Consider the following 18,505-nt stretch of genomic DNA (forward strand, 5'->3'; position numbering starts at 1 on the left):
GATGGCTTGAGTCGGTCGTGGTGGAACCTGCTCCCCGGGAGGGGCCGAACGGCCGGGGAACGCGGGGGCCCGTCCCCGGCGGCATCCACGCGAGACGGGCGGGACGGCCGGGACGGGCCGGACGGGTTCGCCGGGGCTGTCAGGGCGTCAAGCGTTCGGCCCGGCCGTCTCCCCCTGTCTCCGCCCGTTCCGCCCAGACTCGCGCCGCGAGCGCCTCCGCCTCGTCCTGAGGAATACCGGCGCTCACCAGGATGACCCCGCGGCTGCCGTCCGGGAACTTCACACTGCGCGCTTCTGTGCCCAACCGGCCCAGCGCGGGATCTTTCGGCATGCTCCACCTCCAGTCGGAGAGACCACGCTAAAGCGCCGCAACCCGAACCGCAGAAGCGTTCGGCCAGACGGCCTACCGCGCCGGTCGCCGCGACACGACGGGCAGCCGGAGCACCGTTTCAGTGCGGCAGCACGTCGGCGAGGTACTTCCGCACGGGCTCGAAAACGCCACCCGGAACCAGCCGGTGAAGGTCCTCGAGCCGTGCCCAGGTGACCTCCGCCACCTCCCGCGGAGAGGCCGCCCACGCTTCACCGGACACCAGACGGCAGGCGACGTAGACCACTCGCCGACCGGTCACCGGATGTACGCGCTCGCCCAGCAGCGGCCCCGGCTCCACGGTGACCCCCGTCTCCTCCAGGGCCTCCCTGGCCGCGGCGTCCGCCGGAGACTCGTCCGCCTCGACCTTCCCCGACGGGAACGTCCAGAGAACCGAACCCGCGGGCACACTGCGGCGCATCATCAGCACGCGCCCGGCGTGCACGACGACCGCGCCGGCGACCGTCGCTTCGTCAGTGGGCACAAGACCTCGGCTCTCTCTCGGGGAGCGGCGATCAGTGCTCCGCTCAGCCGGACGACTCGGCCGCGTGGGGGCTGAGGACATCGGTGCCGACCAGGCCGATGATGACGAAGCCGAGGACGATCCGGTACCAGACGAACGGCATGAAGCTCTTGTGGGAGATGAATTTCATGAACCACGCGATGACGGCGTATCCGACCGCGAAGGCGATGATCGTCGCGAAGACGGTGGGCCCCCACGAGACATGGCCCTCGGCGGCCGCGTCCTTGAGTTCGAAGACGCCGGAGGCGAGGACGGCCGGCATGGCGAGGAGGAAGGAGTAGCGGGCCGCCGCCGCACGGCTGTAACCCATGAACAGACCGCCGCTGATGGTCGCGCCGGACCGGGAGACCCCGGGGACCAGGGCCATGGCCTGGCAGATGCCGTACAGCAGGCCGTCCCGGGTGTTGAGGTCCTCGAGTCCCTTGCGCTGCTTGGCCGCCCGGTGCTTGCCGCCCGACTCGTCGCGGGCCGCGAGCCGGTCGGCGATGCCTATGACGATGCCCATCACGATCAGCATGGTGGCGGTGACCCGCAGATCGCGGAACGGCCCCTCGATCTGGTCCTTGAGCGTGACCCCGAGCACTCCGATCGGGATGGAGCCGACGATCACCAGCCACCCCATCTGGGCGTCATGGTCGCGGCGCATCGCCTTGTTCGTGAGCGAGCGGAACCACGCCGACAGGATCCTGCCCACGTCCTTGCGGAAGTAGATCAGCACCGCGGCCTCCGTGCCGAGCTGCGTGATCGCGGTGAACGCCGCGCCGGGGTCGTCCCAGCCCGCGAAGGCGGCGGTCAGCCGCAGATGCGCGCTGGAGGAGACGGGAAGGAATTCGGTCAGCCCTTGGACGAGCCCGAGGACGAGGGATTGAAACCAAGACATGAAGTTACGTGGTCCAAGTGCTGATCGCGGAAAGGGAGATGGGCACGCCAGATCGCGGTGAAAGGCGATCGTGGACGCTGAGGGAAGCCTAACCGCCGCCGGTGACAGTCCGGTCACGGGGGTTTCGGGGTGCGGTGGCTACTCCGGCGCGGGACCCGTCACCGTCCAGCCCGGGGCCTGGGGGTGGGGGGTGAGGGACTCGTGCCGGGCCTGCTCGCCGCATTCGCGGCAGACGACCTGGGGGACCAGTTCGTGGCCGCAGGTGTGCTCCAGCACCATGGGCCGGAAGCCGCCCTCCTGGAGGTGCCGGTCGCCCCAGGACATCAGCATCAACAGGACGGGGCTCAGTTCGAGGCCCGCGCGCGTGGGCCGGTACTCGTAGCGCTTGGGGCGGTCGCTGTACTCCGCCTTCTCCAGCAGCCCGGCGTCGACGAGGCGCTTCAGCCTGGCGGTCAGCACGTCGCGAGGAGCTCCGATGTTGCGTGCGAGCTGGTCGAAGCGTGTGGCGCCGAGCGACACCTCGCGCAGGACCAGCAGGGAGTACTTCTCCCCGACGAGGGCGAGGGTCGCGGCGATCGAGCAGGGGCGGGGGTCCTTCATGCCGCCAGTCTACGAAGGTGGGTTGGATGTTCCAACTCACTGGGTTACTCTTGGGTCATTTAGTGAGTTTGGAAATCCAACTCACTTGCTTCGGTGGCCGGTCCCGCCCGGTCGCCGGTTCACCTACCTCAGAGATCCGACCGACCTGATCCGACCGACCTGAGAGGCATCCGATGCGTGACGCCGTGATCGTCGAAGCCGTACGCACCCCCGTGGGCAAGGGCAAGCCGAACGGTTCGCTCGCCCACGTCCACCCCGTGGAACTCCTCGCCCACACCCTCCGCACGCTCGTCGAACGCTCAGGGATCGACCCGGCGCTGATCGACGACGTCATCGGTGGCACCGTCGACCAGGTCGGCGAGCAGGCCATGAACACCACCCGCTACGCCGTGCTCTCCGCGGGATTCCCCGACACCGTCCCGGCGACCACCGTGGACCGCCAGTGCGGCTCGTCGCAGCAGGCGGTGCACTTCGCCGCGCAGGGCGTCATGTCGGGGGCGTACGACATGGTCGTGGCCTGCGGCGTGGAATCGATGAGCCGTGTGCCGATGTGGTCCAACGTGCCGGCGGGCGCGGACCCCTTCGGGCCCGGGGTCGCGGAGCGTTACCCCGAGGGCCTGGTGCCCCAGGGCATCAGCGCCGAGCTCATCGCCGCCAAGTGGGGCATCGCCCGCGAGCGGATGGACGCCTTCGCGATCGGCTCGCACCTGAAGGCGGCACAGGCGTGGGACGGCGGCCTGTTCGACGCGGAGGTCGCGCCCCTGGAAGGCCTGGTCCGGGACGAGAGCGTCCGCCCCGGCAGCACCCCCGAGACACTCGCCGGGCTGAAGCCCGCGTACTACGACCCGGGCTTCGCCGAGCGCTTTCCGCAGATCGACTGGTCCGTCACGGCCGGGAACGCGAGCCCGGTCAACGACGGCGCCTCCGCCGTGCTCATCACGTCGAGCGAGACCGCCGCCCGCCTCGGCCTGCGGCCCGTCGCCCGGCTGCACAGCTTCGCCGTCACCGGCTCCGACCCGCTGCTGATGCTCACCGGCGTCGTCCCGGCCACCGAGAAGGTGCTGCGCAAGGCCGGTCTCGACCTCGGTGACATCGACCTCTTCGAGGTGAACGAGGCTTTCGCCGCCGTCGTTCTCGCCTGGCAGCAGGAGACGGGCGCCGACCTGTCCAAGGTCAACGTGCACGGCGGAGCGATCGCGATCGGGCACCCGCTCGGCGCGAGCGGCACCCGTCTGACCACGACCCTCGTCCACGCGATGCGCGCCCGGGGTGCCCGCTACGCGCTGCAGACGATGTGCGAGGCGGGCGGACTGGCGAACGCGATGATCCTGGAAGCCGTGCGTCCGTAGCGGGCGCGGACCGGCGCCGTCCTTCCATGACACGGCGTCCGTGGCGGGCGGGGACGCGGGCCGTGCCTCCGTGACGCCGCGCGCCCGTGGCGGGCACGGACGCACGGCCCTGATCCCGTTGCGCCGTGCCGCCTGTGGCGGACGCGGGCCGTGCCTCCGTACCGGTGCCGTACGTGCCTCAGCGGCCGCGCAGGTGGTGGCGCTTGCGCCAGGCCACCACCGTTCCGGCCAGGGCCGGGACCGTGATCAAGGCCATCGCGATCAGGAACGCCGGGGAGGTCGGTGACGACGCGCGGGCCCCGGCGACGGCGTACGCGGCGGTGTTCGGGATCGAGCCGAGCGCCGTCGCGAGCAGGAAGGGCAGCCAGCCCATGCGGGACACGGCCGCGCAGTAGTTCGCCGCCCAGAACGGCACACCGGGGAACAGCCGGGCCGCCATCATCGAGCGGAAGCCGTGCCGGCTGAGCTGGCCGTCCGCGGCCTTCAGCCAGCGGGCCCGCAGCAGCGATCGCAGCGCGTCCTGCCCGAGGACTCGGCCGAGCCCGAAAGCGGCCCCCGCGCCGAGCACCGTGCCCATCAGCGCGGTTCCCAGCCCCAGTTGGGAGCCGAACACGGCGCCGGCCGCCAGATTGAGCAGCGGCCGGGGCACGAAGGCGACCGTGCACAGCCCGTACGCCACGGTGAACGTGACGGCCGCCGCGGCGCCGCCGAGCTGGGGCGGCCAGCCGTCGGCGAGCAGCCGCTGCGGGTCGAAGAGCAGCACACTCGACGCCGCCGCCGCGAGCAGCACGACCAGCAGCGAGAGCCGCGACCACGGCGAGAGCAGCGCTCTCAGGAAGCGGGAGGCCGGGGCGGCGCGTACGGCGGTCGGGACCGCGGGTGCGGCGACGGAGATCTCCGGGCCGCCGACCGGGTCGGTGGCGACGGTGAGCTCCGTGGCGGCGGCCTGGGGAGTGGCCGTGGCGGTGCCCCCAGAGCGGGTGGTGGCATCGAGCATTCCGGTGACACTAGCCGACGCGTGTGTGTGATCGCCGTATGGTTCGTCTCATGGGCGTCACAGCTTCCGGAACGTCGGGTGCGCGGTTCGACGTGCCGGACAGTGTGCTCGCGGACACTCTCCTGGAGCGGCTCACGACCGTGTATCCGGCGGCGGCCGACCCACGGCGGGCCGCGTCGATGCGCGCGTACATGAAGGACATCGCCCCCTTCCTCGGGCTGACGACACCCGAGCGCCGCACCCTGTCCCGCACCGTGCTCCTGGACACCGCCCGGCCCGACGAGCGGGACTGCACCGCGCTCGCCCTGCGCTGCTGGCGGCTGCCGGAACGCGAGTACCAGTACTTCGCCGTCGACTATCTGCGCCGCCATGTGACACGCCTGTCGTCGGGCTTCCTGCCGGTGGCCGGGCATCTCGTCTCCACCGTCTCCTGGTGGGACACCGTCGACGCGCTCGCCGCGCACGTGGTGGGAGGCCTGGTGGCCGCCGACCCGCGCCTGCGCACCGACATGGACGCCTGGATCGAGGACGACGATCTGTGGATCGCCCGTACGGCGCTGCTCCATCAGCTCCGGTACAAGGAGGCCACCGACACCGGGCGGCTCTTCGCGTACTGCCTCCGGCAGGCCGGCCATCCCGACTTCTTCATCCGCAAGGCCATCGGATGGTGTCTGCGTGAGTACGCCAAGACCGACCCGCGCGCCGTACGGGACTTCGTCGCCGCCGAGCGGGCGGAACTCGCTCCGCTGTCCGTGCGCGAGGCGCTCAAGAACATCGGTCCCTGAGGCCGCCGACGCCCCTCGCGCCGCACCGGTCCGCGGGGCACCGTAAATCGTTCGACGCGGGGAGACCCGTCGGAGATGATCTCCTCATGTTCCGGTACGCCTTCCTCCTCGCAGCATCCGCAGTCGCGGACGCGCCGAAGGCTGCCGTCCAGATCATCACGGCAGCCGTCGACGGCGCCCGAAGCTGACCCTTCCCGGATCGTCCGGCGGACCCCGCAGGGGGAGGGTCGGTAACTCCTGGGGGTCCCCGTCCCGGCCGGTACGCGCCGGGGCCATCACTCAGCTCCGCTGACACCGAAGAGGCTTCGAGGAACAGTCATGCCCAAGACGGCTTACGTGCGCACCAAACCACACCTGAACATCGGCACCATGGGTCACGTCGACCACGGAAAGACCACCCTGACCGCCGCCATCACCAAGGTCCTCGCCGAGCGGGGTTCCGGCACCTTCGTCCCGTTCGACCGCATCGACCGGGCGCCGGAGGAGGCCGCCCGCGGCATCACCATCAACATCGCGCACGTCGAGTACGAGACCGACACCCGGCACTACGCGCACGTGGACATGCCGGGCCACGCCGACTACGTCAAGAACATGGTCACCGGCGCGGCCCAGCTCGACGGGGCGATCCTCGTCGTGTCCGCGCTGGACGGGATCATGCCCCAGACCGCCGAGCACGTCCTGCTCGCCCGGCAGGTGGGCGTCGACCACATCGTCGTCGCCCTCAACAAGGCCGACGCGGCCGACGAGGAGCTCACGGACCTGGTCGAGCTGGAGGTCCGCGAACTGCTCTCCGCGCAGGGCTACGGCGGCGACTCCGTACCCGTCGTACGGGTGTCCGGCCTCAAGGCCCTCGAGGGGGACCCCCGGTGGACGGCCGCGATCGACGCGCTGCTCGACGCCGTGGACACCTACGTGCCCATGCCCGAGCGCTATCTCGACGCGCCGTTCCTGATGCCGGTCGAGAACGTGCTCACCATCACCGGACGCGGAACGGTCGTCACCGGTGCCGTGGAGCGCGGCACGATCCGTGTCGGCGACCGCGTCGAGGTGCTCGGCGCGGGCGTCGACACGGTGGTCACCGGACTGGAGACCTTCGGCAAGCCCATGGAGGAGGCGCAGGCCGGCGACAACGTGGCGCTGCTGCTGCGCGGGGTGCCCCGCGACGCGGTCCGCCGCGGGCACATCGTCGCCGCGCCCGGCAGCGTCGTGCCCAGCAGCCGTTTCACGGCGCGGGTCTACGTCCTGTCGACGCGCGAGGGCGGCCGTACGACAGCGGTCTCCACCGGGTACCGGCCGCAGTTCTACATCCGCACCGCGGACGTGGTCGGCGACGTCGACCTCGGCGAGGTGGCCGTCGCCCGGCCCGGCGACACGGTCGTCATGACCGTCGAGCTCGGCCGTGAGGTGCCGCTGGAGCCGGGCCTCGGCTTCGCGATCCGTGAGGGCGGCCGCACGGTCGGCGCCGGGACGGTGACGTCGGTCGGCTGACGCCGACCGCGGACAGGGACGCGGGGCCCGCCACACGACGGCGGGCCCCGTTCCCGTTCCCGCGCCCGGCCCCGTTCGCGGCGCCGTGGGTACCGCACAATGGACCCGTGAACGAGCCGATACCCGTGATGCGGGCCGTGGATCACGGGACCGCCAAGCTGATGCCCGACGTGGATCGCGAGCGGGCGTGGCTGCTGACCGTGGACGGCGCACCCCAGTCGTACGTCGACCTGGACGAACCGACACACCTGGAGTTCGAGTACACCCGGCGGCTCGGGCACGTGCTGGACACGGTGGCGGAACCGGGACGCGCTCTGGACGTGCTGCACCTCGGCGGCGGGGCGCTCACCCTGCCCCGCTACGTCGCGGCCACCCGGCCCGGTTCACGCCAGGACGTGATCGAGGCGGACCGGGGACTGCTGGCCATGATCGGCGACTGTCTGCCGGTACCCGGCGGCACGGGCATCGCACTGCACCACGCCGACGCCCGCGCCTGGATCGAGGCCGCCGCCCCCGATTCCGCGGACATCCTGATCGCGGACGTCTTCGGCGGCTCGCGCGTACCGGCACATCTGACGTCCACCGCCTACGCGAGCGCCGCCGAGCGCGTGCTGCGCCCCGGCGGTGTCTACCTCGCCAACCTCGCGGACGCGGCGCCCTTCGCCTTTCTGCGTTCCCAGCTCGCCACGTTCTCCACGGTGTTCGAGGAGATCGCCCTCATCGCCGAACCCGGCGTGCTGCGCGGCCGGCGCTTCGGCAACGCCGTGCTCGTTGCTTCCCACCACCCGCCCGACACCGCCGCGCTGGCCCGTCGTACCGCCGCCGACGCCTTTCCGGCCCGCGTCGAACACGGCCCCGCGCTGCGGGACTTCATCGGCGGGGCCGCTCCGGTGCGCGACGAGGACGCGGTTCCGTCACCCGAGCCGCCCGGCGGGTCCTTCGGCATCGGCTGACGCGTGCTCCGCGCCGGCTGATGTGTGCTCCGCGTCGGCCGGCGCGGCGGGAGCGCCCTGCGCCACCGGCCGGGACCGCCGCGTCAGATTCCGTACGTCCGGGACGCACAGCACCGCCGCCGTGACCACCACGACGAGCGTGGCGCAGCCCCACAGCGCGGGCGTCCGGCCGAAGGCCTGCTCCGCCGGGCCCGCCAGTGCCGTGGCCAGCGGGACCATCGCGATCGAGCCGAACCAGTCGTACGCCGAGACCCGCGAGAGCTTGTCCTCGGGGATCTCCTGGTGGAGCGCCGTCATCCACGACACACCGAAGACCTCTATCGCCAGACCGCTGACGAACATCACGGCGTACAGCGGTCCCACCGGCAGCGGGATCGCGAGCGCGGCGGAGGGCGCCGCGAGCGGGAAGACGCACAAGGTGCCCGCGAGCAGCAGACGACGGGGCTTCCAGCGGGTCATGAGCAGCGCGCCGCCCACGGTCCCGGCGCCGAACGCGCCGAGCGCCAGGCCCCATGGGCCCGCCCCGCCCAGACTGTCCCGGGCGACCAGCGGACCGTAGACCGCGTCCGCGGCGGAGACGACCGCGACCACCACGGAGAACTGCGCGACGATCGTCCACAGCCAGGGCCGTCCGACGAATTCGTGCCAGCCGTCGCGCAGGTCGGCGAGCAGACCGCCGCCCGGTTCACGCGGCGGTATGTGGCTCACGTCGAGGAAGCACCGCAGCGCACCGGCGACCGCGAAGGCGACCGCGTCCACGGCGAGCACCCAGCCCGGTCCGATCACGGCCACCAGCGCGCCGCCCAGGGCCGCGCCGCCGAGACCCGCGCCCTGCATCGCCATCCGGAACATCGCGAACGCGCGACCCGCCTGCTCACCGCGGACGGAGGACATGAGCATGCCCTCGGCGGCCGGGTTGAAGAAGGCCTGCCCGGTCCCGCCGAGCGCGGACAGCAGCATCATCTGCCACAGCCGTGCGTCGCCGGAGATGACCAGCACGGCGAACGCCGCCTGCGACACACAGTTGAGGGCGTTGGCCGCGACCATCACCCGATGCCGCGGCAGCCGGTCCGCGACCGCTCCGCCGATCAGCAGGAAGAGCACCAGCGGCAGCGTGCGCGCCGCGGCCACCAGGCCGACGTCGCCTCCGTCGCCGCCCGCTCCGAGCACCGCGAACGCCGCGGCGATCAGCGCGCCCTGGCTGCCCAGGTTGGTGACGACCGCGGCGGCGGTCAGGAGGGTGTAGTTCCGGCCCGCCCAGGAGGGGCGGCGGGAAGGTCGGGCGAGGTCGGCGGCTGAGGTCACCGGGAGACTATCGCCGCCCGGTGCCCGACTTGCCAAACCCATTCCTGAACACCCTTGCGGGCGCTCATGCCGCCCGGCACCTGCGCGTATGCGCCGACCGGCCCACCGGGCACCGGCCGCACAAGCGCCGGCACCCCCGTCCGTCGTGCGCGCCGACGGCAGCGACGGAAGAACGGGCTCCGCTCGGCCGGGACTCCGTTCCGGCCGGGGACGGGAGCCCGTTCCGGAGTCGCGCGCCTCGGCCGGGGCTCAGGAACCCGTCGGCTCGCCGTGCAGCCGTACGGTGCCGAGGATCTTCTTCACCGTCGCGTCCGGGATCTCCTCCGAGACGCCCTTGGCGCCGTAGAGCGTCCAGGACACGAAGTCGCCCGCCGAGTTCTTGAAGGCGAACGTGGTCGCCTTGCCGTCGGAGTCGCACTTGCCCTTCTTGGCGACACCCTTGGAGTACGTCGTCGCGACGCTGCCCTCGATGCCCGAGGCCGTGGTGTACGCCTCGGGCTTGCCGATCTTCAGCAGCTTCTTCGAAGCGTCCTTCTGGTCGGTGTAGCCGCCGAAGACCCACCACGCGGAGTCGTTGCGTGCCACGTCGTCGGTGTTCTTGGCGCCGCTCTGGCCCTTGGTGCCGGCGGCGGCGAGCGAGGTGTCCTCGGTGCGGCCGTCCTTGTTCGCGTCGGACGTGCACCACTTCTCCTTGAGGAACGCGGGCGCGGACATGCCGATGAGCACGGAGCCGTCGCCCTTCTTGTCGTCCTCGAAGCCGATGAAGGTGCCGGAACTGCTGACGTTCCAGTCCGGCGGAACGTCGAAGGCGGTGCCCCACTTCGGGTTCACCACGACCTTCCAGCCGTCGATCGTCGCCTTCTCGCCGTCGCCGCCGCGCGGGTTGGCCTCGCTCGCGCTCGCCGACGTGGAGGCGGACGCCTTCGGGGACTTGGAGGTGTCCCCGCCGGCCTTGTCGTCCGAGTCGCCGTTTCCGCCCAGCACGAGGAAACCGGTGACCCCGGCGGCGATCACGACGGCAAGGGCCGCGACGATCGCGGTGACCTTCGTCTTGTTGCCGCCACCGCCGTTGCCGCCGGGCACCTGGGGCGGGCCGAGGGGATCCGACGGCGCCCCCCACTGCGGCTGCCCCGGCTGCTGTCCGTACGGGCCGGGCTGCGGGTACCCCGTCTGCTGGTATCCCGGCTGCTGATACGGATTCGGCTGCTGGTAACCCGGCTGCTGGTACGGGTTCTGGTCCTGCGGGTTCTGCTCGCCCCCGGGCGGCTGCTGTCCTGGCCACATGGCTGGTAACGATAGAGGGGCCCCTGACCCGGGTGCCACGGCGGTCCCCGAAACGACCGCGCCATCAGGCCACTTGTCCCATTGATCCCGGCTCGGCACGCGTCTGGCGCCGGCTCAGGCCACTGGTGCGGCCCGGTTCATGACGCGGACCGATCCCGACTCGGGCCGCTGTCGATCCCGTTCTCGACCCGACCGGTCCCGGTTCAGACCTCCGTCGGGTCCCCGTGCAGACGCACGGTGCTCAGGATCTTCAGGATGGTCGCGTCGGGGATCTCGTCCGTCACGCCGGTGGCTCCGTAGAGATTCCACGCCACGAAGTCGCCCGCGGAGTTCTTGAATCCGAACGTGACGGCCTTGCCGTCGCTCGCGCACTTCCCCCTCCGGGGCGTGTTCTCGGACCTGGCCCAGGCCACGCTTCCCGTGATGCCCGAGTCCGTGGTGTACGGCCGGGCCTTCTTGTCGAAGGTCAGACTCTTCTTGTCCGGCTGCGTGTAGCCACCGAACACCCACCAGGGGACCTGGTTCACGGCGACCTCGTCGGTGGTCTTCGCTCCACTCGCGCCCTTGGTGCCCGCGGCGCCGAGCGCGGTGTCCTCCGCGCGGCCGTCCTTGTCGTCGTCGGTGGTGCACCACTTGGACTTGAAGTAGGCGGGCGCCGACATCATGATCAGCGGCTTGTCGCCGGCCTTCGCGTCGTGCTTCTCGAACCCGATCGACGTGCCCGGTGAGCCCACCTCCCAGTCCGTGGGGACGTCGAAGGCCGTGCCCCACTTGGGGTTGACGACGACCTTCCAGCCGGGGACGGTCGGCTGCTCGGCGGCCCCGCCGCGCTGATCGCCGTCGGAGGGAGAGGCGCCCGGGCTCTTCGGGGCACTCGCCGGGGGCTTCGAGCCCGTGCCCTTGTCGCCGTCGCCGGCCCGGTCCTCCTTGCCGCCGCCGAGCAGGACGGCGCCGGTCACCCCGGCGGCCACGACCACGACGGTGGCCGCCACGACGGCGATCACCTTCGTCCGGTTCCCGTTCCCCGGCGGCGGCACGGGTGTGCCCGCGTCCCACGGCTGCTGTCCGGGTCGCGTTCCGTACGGGCCGGGCTGCTGCGGCCGCTCCGGTCGCTGTCCGTACGGTCCCGGCTGCGGGTACCCCGTCTGCTGGTATCCGGGCTGCTGGTACGGGTTCGGCTGCTGGTACCCCGGCTGCTGGTACGGGTTCCGCCCCTGCGGGTGCTGTCCCTGTGGGGTCTGTCCCTGCGGGTTCTGCTCGCCTCCGGGCGGCTGCTCTCCTGGCCACATGGGCAGTCACGTTAATGGCGCCCGTGAAACGTTTCTGTCACCGCGTTTCGTCAGGCCTGTACCGGAGTGCCCACCGCCGTGCCGACCGGCGTGCGGCTCCGGATCTCGGCGCCGCCCCGGCCTCGACGCCGTGCGGAGGGGCTGGCCAAGGATTGCTACTCATGGGTAACCTCGCGGTATGAGCGCAGACCAGATGACGATCGGCGAGATGCTCGCCGCGACCGTGCCGATGGCCCGGACCCTGAACCTCGAGTTCGTGGAGACCACTCCGGAGAAGGCCGTCGTGGCGCTCCCGGACCAGGGCGACTTCCACAACCATGTCGGCGGACCGCACGCCGGAGCCATGTTCACGCTGGGCGAGTCGGCGAGCGGGGCCATCGTGCTCGCCGCTTTCGGGGACCAGCTCTCCCGCGCCGTGCCGCTCGCGGTCAGCGCCGAGATCGCGTACAAGAAGCTCGCGATGGGCCCTGTCACGGCCACCGCCACGCTCGGGCGGCCCGCCGCCGACGTCGTCGCGGAGCTCGACGCCGGTCAGCGCCCCGAGTTCCCCGTCGCCATCGCCATCCAGCGCGGTGACGGCGCGGTGACCGGCGAGATGACGGTCGTCTGGACCCTCCGCCCGAACGGCTGAGACGGATTTCACCCACAGGGCCCCGACCGGGAGCGCGAGCCGGTCGGGGCCCTGGGCCGTCGCCGGGTCCCGTCAGCCGCGAGGCACTCGTATGCTCACCGTCTGGGTGACCCGGGTGCAGAGCCGGTGCCTGTCGTCCTCGATGTCGCATTCCACGACCGCCGTGTCGCGTCCCACCCGCAGTACGCGGGCCTTCGCGTACGCGGCTCCCTCGCGTACCGGCCGCAGGAAGTGCGTGGTCGAGGTGGTGGTGGCCGGGAGCGCGCTCGCGGGGCCGTTCAGCGCGGCGCACACCGCCGAGGCGACGTCGGCCAGGCCCATCAGCGCGCCCCCGTGCAACCCGCCTCCCGCGGTGGACAGTTCGGGCACGAAATCGAGTTCGGCGTCCACCCCCTCGGCGGACAGGGCCGTGAAGCGGACGCCCAGGGTCCTGGCGTAGGGGGCCATCGCGTAGATGTCGTCGGCGGTCACGGTCACATCGGGCTCCTTGTGGGAACGACGGGGCGCAAGTCGGTGATCCTTTCTATCAACTCCCTTACCTTCAGCGGGTGTTCCGGCGGTGCGGAGTGTGTGCGCGATCCGGTCGCCCGCCGCGTCGGCGCGCCGGACGCCAATCGTGCGGCGATCACAACGCGTCGTTCAGCTCACTGCCACCGCCCGGTCATGGCCGGTCACCAGCGTGCCCCTGACACCGATCCCGCTCACCTGGAGGGCACATGGGCACGGCAGGACAGCAGAACGGGCCGGACAGACGGGCATTGCTGCGCGCGGCGGTCGCCGTCCCGGCGGCCGGCGCGGCGACGGCGGCCTTCGCGACGGCCCCGGCACGGGCCGCGACCACGGGCGGGGGAGGCCGGTTCGACACCGAGAGCCCGCGCTTCGCGCTGGCCGTGCTTCCCGACACGCAGTACCTCTTCGACGCCGACAGCGCGGACCCGGAGCCGCTGCGCGCGACCTTCCGGTACCTCGTGGCGGAGCGGGCCGAGGCCAACATCGCCTTCATGACGCACCTCGGCGATGTCACCGAACACGGCACCGAGGACGAGATCGGACGCGCCGCCGACACCTTCCGCACCCTCCACGGCAAGGTCCCCTACAGCGTCCTGGCCGGCAACCACGACATCCCGTCGTCCACCGACGACCAGCGCGGAGACACCGCCTACCTGGCCGCGTTCGGCCCCGGGCGCTACGCCTCCATGCCCACCTTCCGCGGAGCCTCTCCCGACGGCTACAACAGCTACCACGTGCTGCGCGCCGCCGGCCGGGAGTGGCTGGTGCTCGCCCTGGACTGGCGGGTGTCGGACAAGGGGCTGCGCTGGGCCCAGGGTGTCCTGGACGCCCATCCGACGCTTCCCGCCATCCTCACCACACACGACATCGCGTGGTCGGACGACGACGGAAAGGCCCAGCTCTCCGACAACGGCAAGCGCCTGTGGGACGGGCTCGTCCGGGGCAACGACCAGATCTTCCTCGCCCTCGGCGGCCACTACTGGCCGCCCGGGCGCACGGTCCTGACCAACGACGACGACAACGATGTCCACGTCCACATCACCAACTACCAGGACCGCTACTACGGCGGCGCCGGGATGATCCGCACCTACTCCTTCGACCTGGCCAGGGGCGTCGTCGACGTCGAGACGTTCGCGCCGTGGTTCCTCGCCCGCGACCCGGAGAAGCGGACCCCGCTGGAGGCCGAGACGATCGAACTGACCGGCCCTGTCGACCGGTTCAGCCTGCGCATCGACTTCGACGAGCGCTTCGAGGGCTTCGCGCCCGTCGTCCCGCCGAAGCCGCGCCCCGCCTCCGCGGTGATGCCGCACGGCACGGTGGCCTACTGGCGCTTCGACGGCTCCGGGACGGCGCCGGGTGCTCCCGTCGAGGACGGCACGGTCGTACGGGACCTCACGGGCCACGGGAACGACCTGACCGTGAGCCGGCTGCACGCGAGCGGCCCGGCCGCCCTGACCTGGTCGGCGGACCACCATCCGGGCCAGCCCGCCCACGCCAGCCTCCGCTTCGACGGCGGGAAGAACCCGGACCGCGGCGCCGTCCTCACGACGCGTGCCGGGGCCGCCCTGAACAGTGCGAGGTTCACCCGGGGCTACACCATCGAGACGTTCATCAAACTGCCGGATCCCTTCGAGGGCGACCACGCCTGGATGGGCATCCTGAGCTGGGAGGGCCGCAACGGCGACGCGGGCAAGACGACCGGCTGGTCTCCGCTGGAGCCCACCTGCAGCCTCAATCTGTCGCCGGAGCGGTTCCTGCAGTTCGTCGTGTATCCGGAGCGGCAGGACGCCGACCCGACCTCGTGGAGTCACGCGCTTCCGGTGGGCCGCTGGACCCATGTCGCGGTCGTGAACGACGGCCGCCGCACCGTGCTCCACGTCGACGGCTCGAAGACCGCCCGCAACCCCACACAGCCGTCCACCGGGATCGCGACGCTCGGCAAGCCCTTCGTCATCGGTGCCACCCAGTTCGACGAGAGCTTCGGGCAGGGCTTCTACGGCTGGATCGGCGACACCCGCGTCGTCGACCGCGCCCTGCCCGTACGGGACTTTCTCAGGCCTCCGTCCTAGAGCACCTGTTCCCTTCCGGCCGTCCATGCCCGACTCTGGCCATCGGGCGGTGCGCGCGCCGCCCGAAAGCCGGAGTCGGGTACCGGGATCGAGGAGTACGAGCGTGGGTGCAAGCGGGCGGGGTGCCGTTCTGGTGACCGGTGGCAGCGGGTTCGTAGGAAGCCATCTGGTGCGGCGGCTGCTGGAACGGGGCTACCGGGTCCACACCACCGTGCGGACGACCGCGAACACGGCGAAGGTGTCCCCGCTCCGGGAGATGCAGGAGGCCTTTCCCGGCAGGCTCGAGCTGTTCGAGGCGGATCTGCTGGCCGACGGGTCCTTCGACGCCGCGATGAGCGGCTGCGGCGTGGTCTTCCACGTGGCGTCGCCGTTCCTGATGCCGGAGAAGATCAAGGACGGCCGCCGGGACATGGTCGACCCGGCGCTGCTCGGCACGCGCAACGTGCTGGCCGGGGTGGAACGGACACCGACGGTCGGGAAACTGGTCCTCACCTCCACCGTCGGCGCGATCTTCGGCGACTACGCCGACGTCCGGGGCATGGACGGCGGTGTCCTGTCGGAGAAGTACTTCAACACCACCAGCACGGTCGAGAACAACCCGTACCACTACGCGAAGACGCTCGCGGAACGCGCGGCCTGGGAGGCGGAGGCGGCCCAGGACCGCTGGCGCCTGGTGTCCGTCAACCCCGGTCTGGTCCTCGGCCCGTCGCTCACCCCCGCGTCGGAATCCGGCAGCCTGTTCCTGCTGGACGAACTGTTCAAGGGCTACTTCTTCTACGGCGCACCCGATTTCAGCTTCACCACGGCGGACGTCCGCGAGGTCGCGGACGCGCACATCGCGGCGGCGGAGCACGACGGTGCCAAGGGCCGGTACATCGTCGCGGCCGAGACGATGACGTCCTTCCACGACATGGCACGCGTCATCCGCGGCCGGTACCCCCGCTCCCTCCGGCTGCCCCGCACCGCGCTCCCGCACTGGCCGGTGCGCATCCTCGGCCCGGCGTTCGGACTGACCCAGGACTACATCCGCAAACACCTCGGCATCCGGTTCCGCGTGGACAACACCCGGAGCGTGCGGGAACTGGGCATCACCTACCGCCCGGTCGAGGAGACCCTGCTCGACCACTACGAGAGCTGGAGGCACCGGAGGACGTGACGAGCCCCACACGTCCGGGCCGCTGTTCAGGACGACCAGGTAGGCTTCCCGGCGGGCGCTCCGGGGGAAGCGCACCTCGGTGATCATGCGGAACGCGGTCGCCCGGGTCACGTACACCGAAACGGGAGGAACCGGCGTTGCACGTCCAGGAATGGCTCGAGACGGTGCCGGCGGTCAGTGTCTACGCGCTCGTGGGCCTGGTCATCGGCCTGGAGAGCCTGGGCATCCCGCTGCCCGGGGAGATCGTCCTGGTCTCCGCGGCGCTGCTCTCCTCGCAGCACGACAGCGTCAACCCCGTCATCCTCGGTGTCTGCGCCAGCCTCGGGGCGATCATCGGCGACTCCATCGGCTACGCCATCGGCCGCAAGGGCGGACGCCCGATGCTCGCCTGGCTCGGAGCGAAGTTCCCCAGGCACTTCGGCGAGGCCCATGTCGCCACGGCCGAGCGTTCCTTCCAGAAGTGGGGCATGTGGGCCGTCTTCTTCGGCCGCTTCGTCGCCCTGCTGCGGATCTTCGCGGGCCCGCTCGCCGGTGTGCTGCGGATGCCGTACTGGAAGTTCCTGATCGCCAACGTCCTCGGCGGCATTCTCTGGGCCGGCGGCACCACCGCCGTCATCTACTACGTGGGTGTCGTCGCCGAGTCCTGGCTGAAGCGCTTCTCGTACCTCGGCCTGGTCGCCGCGGTGCTCGTCGGTCTCGCCTCGATGCTGATCGTGCGCCGCAAGGCCAAGAAGGCCACGGCGGGGCACGCCGCGGCGGAGACGGAGCCCGTCCCCGCCGCCGAGTAGAGCGGTCTACTCGTGGATCTCGCGGTGTGCCTTCGCCAGTTCCACGTAGAAGACGCCGTTCAGCGAGAGACCCTCGCGTTCCTCGTCGGTCAGCGGACGCTTGACCTTCGCGGGGACACCCGCGACGAGCGAGCCCGGCGGGACCCGCATCCCCTGCGGCACCAGCGCCTGCGCGGCCACCAGTGAGCCGGCCCCGATCACGGCGCCGTTGAGCACCGTCGCCCCCATGCCGATCAGGCAGTCGTCCTCCACGGTGGCGCCGTGCAGTACGGCGTTGTGGCCGACCGAGACCCGCTCCCCGACCGTGATGGGGAAGCCGGGGTCCACATGCAGACTGCAGTTGTCCTGCACATTGCTGCCGGCGCCGATGACGATCGGGCCGCAGTCGGCGCGCAGCACCGCGCCGTACCAGACACTCGCGCCCGCCCCCAGCGTGACGTCCCCGATGACCACGGAGGTGGGGGAGACGAACGCCTCCTCGTCCAGCCGCGGATCCTTGCCGCCGATCCCCTTGATCAGCGCCTGATGCGTCGTCACCGTGTCACCGTCTCGTCGTCTCGTGGTCGGGCCTTCTGAGTACACGGGCACCGTATGTCATGGCCCCCGCGTACCTCCGGTGGGGCGAAGATCACAGCCGTGTGGCCACGTCCGCGTGTCCCGCGCTGAGTACCGTGAGCGGGTGTCCAGGAGCAAGAACACGTTCTCATCATGGCGGCGACGCCTCGCGCAGCGCGCCGTCCACGCGGGCTGGGCCTGGGTGCGGCACGCGGGTACGGTCTCGGCCGAGCGGCCGGGCCGTTTCCGTTTCGGTGCCATAGGGGAGAACACCCGGCTGGCCTTCCCGCTGGGCACGGTCTTCGGCGAACCCTGGATCCACCTCGGCTCGTACTGCATCGTCGCCGAGCAGGTCACGCTGACCGCGGGCCTGATGCCCGACCTGGACCTCGGCCCCGACCCGATCCTGCGCATCGGGAACGGCGTGGTGCTCGGCCGCGGCAGTCATGTCATCGCCGACACGACGGTCACGATCGGCGACGACTGCTACTTCGGGCCCTACGTGTACGTCACGTCCACGAACCACTCGTACGACGATCCGCACGAGCCCATCGGCAAGCAGTGGCCGCGGATGGAGCCCGTGGAGATCGGGCCCGGCTGCTGGATCGGGACCAACGCCGTGATCCTTCCCGGCGCGCGGATCGGACGGAACGTCGTGGTCGCCGCGGGCGCGGTGGTACGCGGTTCGGTACCGGACCACTCCGTCGTCGCCGGAGCTCCCGCGAAGGTCGTCCGACGCTGGGACCCGGTCGCCGGATGGCAGCCGCCGCTGCGCACACCGCCGCCGGTGCCCATCCCCGACGGGGTGACTCCCGAGCAGCTCCAGGCGCTCGCGGAACTGGACGAGGAGACCGTCGCGCGGCTCGCCGAGCTGGACCTCGACCCGCGGGACGCGGCCGAGGACGTGCACGCGCAGTCGGGGGACGTCCGCGCCGAGTCCTGACCGCGGTCCCGGCGGTGCGTCCCGATGGCGCGC

General features: G+C 71.4%; 19 protein-coding genes. 9 read left to right on the forward strand and 10 right to left on the reverse strand.

Going from position 1 to position 18,505, the window contains the following annotated elements:
• Window positions 1–139: 139 nt before the first annotated feature.
• The 4 genes from ACFYW9_RS07280 to ACFYW9_RS07295 form a co-directional block, all read right to left on the reverse strand.
• Entirely contained in the window at window positions 140–331 is a 192-nt protein-coding gene (locus tag ACFYW9_RS07280) for a hypothetical protein (RefSeq protein ID WP_389145905.1), read from the reverse strand.
• Window positions 332–449: 118 nt separating this feature from the next.
• Window positions 450–851: an NUDIX domain-containing protein gene (locus tag ACFYW9_RS07285; RefSeq protein ID WP_351865997.1), complete on the reverse strand. Its 402-nt coding sequence runs from the start codon at window positions 849–851 to the stop codon at window positions 450–452.
• 43 nt (window positions 852–894) lie between these two features.
• Complete coding sequence (locus ACFYW9_RS07290; protein ID WP_351865994.1) at window positions 895–1,770, reverse strand: undecaprenyl-diphosphate phosphatase; 876 nt, start codon at window positions 1,768–1,770, stop codon at window positions 895–897.
• Window positions 1,771–1,908: 138 nt separating this feature from the next.
• Window positions 1,909–2,370, reverse strand: a complete 462-nt coding sequence (locus ACFYW9_RS07295) for a helix-turn-helix domain-containing protein (RefSeq protein WP_351865992.1) — start codon at window positions 2,368–2,370, stop codon at window positions 1,909–1,911.
• Between the two features lie 173 nt (window positions 2,371–2,543).
• Here ACFYW9_RS07295 and ACFYW9_RS07300 point away from each other — a divergent pair, with 173 nt between their 5' ends.
• The gene (locus ACFYW9_RS07300) at window positions 2,544–3,719 is read left to right on the forward strand and encodes a thiolase family protein (RefSeq protein ID WP_389145909.1); all 1,176 of its coding nucleotides are present in this window, start codon (window positions 2,544–2,546) and stop codon (window positions 3,717–3,719) included.
• 178 nt (window positions 3,720–3,897) lie between these two features.
• Here the strand turns inward: ACFYW9_RS07300 and ACFYW9_RS07305 are convergent, their stop codons facing one another.
• A complete protein-coding gene (locus tag ACFYW9_RS07305; RefSeq protein ID WP_389145912.1) occupies window positions 3,898–4,716 on the reverse strand; it encodes a TVP38/TMEM64 family protein in 819 nt (272 codons plus the stop codon).
• Window positions 4,717–4,766: 50 nt separating this feature from the next.
• Between ACFYW9_RS07305 and ACFYW9_RS07310 the strand changes: the two genes are divergently transcribed.
• The 3 genes from ACFYW9_RS07310 (at window position 4,767) to ACFYW9_RS07320 (ending at window position 7,942) form a co-directional block, all read left to right on the forward strand.
• Complete coding sequence (locus tag ACFYW9_RS07310) at window positions 4,767–5,501, forward strand: DNA alkylation repair protein (protein ID WP_389145915.1); 735 nt, start codon at window positions 4,767–4,769, stop codon at window positions 5,499–5,501.
• Window positions 5,502–5,819: 318 nt separating this feature from the next.
• Entirely contained in the window at window positions 5,820–6,989 is a 1,170-nt protein-coding gene (tuf, locus tag ACFYW9_RS07315; protein ID WP_389145918.1) for an elongation factor Tu, read from the forward strand.
• A 107-nt stretch (window positions 6,990–7,096) separates the two neighbouring features.
• Entirely contained in the window at window positions 7,097–7,942 is an 846-nt protein-coding gene (locus tag ACFYW9_RS07320; RefSeq protein WP_389145921.1) for a spermidine synthase, read from the forward strand.
• Here ACFYW9_RS07320 and ACFYW9_RS07325 read toward each other — a convergent pair.
• From ACFYW9_RS07325 to ACFYW9_RS07335, 3 genes are all read right to left on the reverse strand, one after another.
• The gene (locus ACFYW9_RS07325; RefSeq protein WP_389145924.1) at window positions 7,904–9,289 is read right to left on the reverse strand and encodes an MFS transporter; all 1,386 of its coding nucleotides are present in this window, start codon (window positions 9,287–9,289) and stop codon (window positions 7,904–7,906) included. The two genes, ACFYW9_RS07320 and ACFYW9_RS07325, sit on opposite strands and share 39 nt — an antisense overlap.
• A 207-nt stretch (window positions 9,290–9,496) precedes the next feature.
• Window positions 9,497–10,531, reverse strand: coding sequence for a hypothetical protein (locus tag ACFYW9_RS07330; protein ID WP_389145927.1), 1,035 nt, complete (start codon window positions 10,529–10,531; stop codon window positions 9,497–9,499).
• 203 nt (window positions 10,532–10,734) lie between these two features.
• On the reverse strand, window positions 10,735–11,820 hold the full coding sequence (locus ACFYW9_RS07335; protein ID WP_389145930.1) for a hypothetical protein: 1,086 nt from the start codon (window positions 11,818–11,820) through the stop codon (window positions 10,735–10,737).
• Between the two features lie 193 nt (window positions 11,821–12,013).
• On the opposite strand from ACFYW9_RS07335, the gene ACFYW9_RS07340 reads away from it, so the two are divergent.
• The gene (locus ACFYW9_RS07340) at window positions 12,014–12,451 is read left to right on the forward strand and encodes a DUF4442 domain-containing protein (protein WP_351866101.1); all 438 of its coding nucleotides are present in this window, start codon (window positions 12,014–12,016) and stop codon (window positions 12,449–12,451) included.
• A gap of 72 nt (window positions 12,452–12,523) precedes the next feature.
• On the opposite strand, the gene ACFYW9_RS07345 is transcribed toward ACFYW9_RS07340, so the two are convergent.
• The gene (locus tag ACFYW9_RS07345; RefSeq protein WP_389145933.1) at window positions 12,524–12,928 is read right to left on the reverse strand and encodes a PaaI family thioesterase; all 405 of its coding nucleotides are present in this window, start codon (window positions 12,926–12,928) and stop codon (window positions 12,524–12,526) included.
• Window positions 12,929–13,167: 239 nt separating this feature from the next.
• On the opposite strand from ACFYW9_RS07345, the gene ACFYW9_RS07350 reads away from it, so the two are divergent.
• From ACFYW9_RS07350 to ACFYW9_RS07360, 3 genes are all read left to right on the forward strand, one after another.
• Complete coding sequence (locus ACFYW9_RS07350; protein WP_389145936.1) at window positions 13,168–15,030, forward strand: LamG-like jellyroll fold domain-containing protein; 1,863 nt, start codon at window positions 13,168–13,170, stop codon at window positions 15,028–15,030.
• 103 nt (window positions 15,031–15,133) lie between these two features.
• Window positions 15,134–16,186 carry an NAD-dependent epimerase/dehydratase family protein gene (locus tag ACFYW9_RS07355; RefSeq protein WP_389145939.1) on the forward strand — a complete coding sequence of 351 codons (1,053 nt, stop codon included), beginning with the start codon at window positions 15,134–15,136 and terminating at the stop codon, window positions 16,184–16,186.
• Window positions 16,187–16,323: 137 nt separating this feature from the next.
• Window positions 16,324–16,974, forward strand: coding sequence for a DedA family protein (locus tag ACFYW9_RS07360; protein ID WP_389145942.1), 651 nt, complete (start codon window positions 16,324–16,326; stop codon window positions 16,972–16,974).
• A 6-nt stretch (window positions 16,975–16,980) separates the two neighbouring features.
• Here the strand turns inward: ACFYW9_RS07360 and ACFYW9_RS07365 are convergent, their stop codons facing one another.
• Window positions 16,981–17,511 carry a gamma carbonic anhydrase family protein gene (locus tag ACFYW9_RS07365; protein WP_351865955.1) on the reverse strand — a complete coding sequence of 177 codons (531 nt, stop codon included), beginning with the start codon at window positions 17,509–17,511 and terminating at the stop codon, window positions 16,981–16,983.
• A gap of 142 nt (window positions 17,512–17,653) precedes the next feature.
• Here ACFYW9_RS07365 and ACFYW9_RS07370 point away from each other — a divergent pair, with 142 nt between their 5' ends.
• Entirely contained in the window at window positions 17,654–18,472 is an 819-nt protein-coding gene (locus tag ACFYW9_RS07370) for an acyltransferase (protein WP_351865952.1), read from the forward strand.
• The last annotated feature ends 33 nt before the right edge of the window (window positions 18,473–18,505 follow it).

This window comes from Streptomyces sp. NPDC002698 (genome assembly GCF_042888945.1).
GTDB lineage: Bacteria > Actinomycetota > Actinomycetes > Streptomycetales > Streptomycetaceae > Streptomyces.

Coding starts and splice junctions, on each gene's coding strand:
- ACFYW9_RS07330 (WP_389145927.1), bottom strand. CDS start 10,531: ATGTGGCCAGGACAGCAGCCGCCCGGGGGCGAGCAGAACCCGCAGGAC.
- ACFYW9_RS07340 (WP_351866101.1), top strand. CDS start 12,014: ATGACGATCGGCGAGATGCTCGCCGCGACCGTGCCGATGGCCCGGACC.
- ACFYW9_RS07280 (WP_389145905.1), bottom strand. CDS start 331: ATGCCGAAAGATCCCGCGCTGGGCCGGTTGGGCACAGAAGCGCGCAGT.
- ACFYW9_RS07300 (WP_389145909.1), top strand. CDS start 2,544: ATGCGTGACGCCGTGATCGTCGAAGCCGTACGCACCCCCGTGGGCAAG.
- ACFYW9_RS07325 (WP_389145924.1), bottom strand. CDS start 9,289: ATGGGTTTGGCAAGTCGGGCACCGGGCGGCGATAGTCTCCCGGTGACC.
- ACFYW9_RS07305 (WP_389145912.1), bottom strand. CDS start 4,716: ATGCTCGATGCCACCACCCGCTCTGGGGGCACCGCCACGGCCACTCCC.
- ACFYW9_RS07310 (WP_389145915.1), top strand. CDS start 4,767: ATGGGCGTCACAGCTTCCGGAACGTCGGGTGCGCGGTTCGACGTGCCG.
- ACFYW9_RS07350 (WP_389145936.1), top strand. CDS start 13,168: ATGGGCACGGCAGGACAGCAGAACGGGCCGGACAGACGGGCATTGCTG.
- tuf (WP_389145918.1), top strand. CDS start 5,820: ATGCCCAAGACGGCTTACGTGCGCACCAAACCACACCTGAACATCGGC.
- ACFYW9_RS07295 (WP_351865992.1), bottom strand. CDS start 2,370: ATGAAGGACCCCCGCCCCTGCTCGATCGCCGCGACCCTCGCCCTCGTC.
- ACFYW9_RS07290 (WP_351865994.1), bottom strand. CDS start 1,770: ATGTCTTGGTTTCAATCCCTCGTCCTCGGGCTCGTCCAAGGGCTGACC.
- ACFYW9_RS07335 (WP_389145930.1), bottom strand. CDS start 11,820: ATGTGGCCAGGAGAGCAGCCGCCCGGAGGCGAGCAGAACCCGCAGGGA.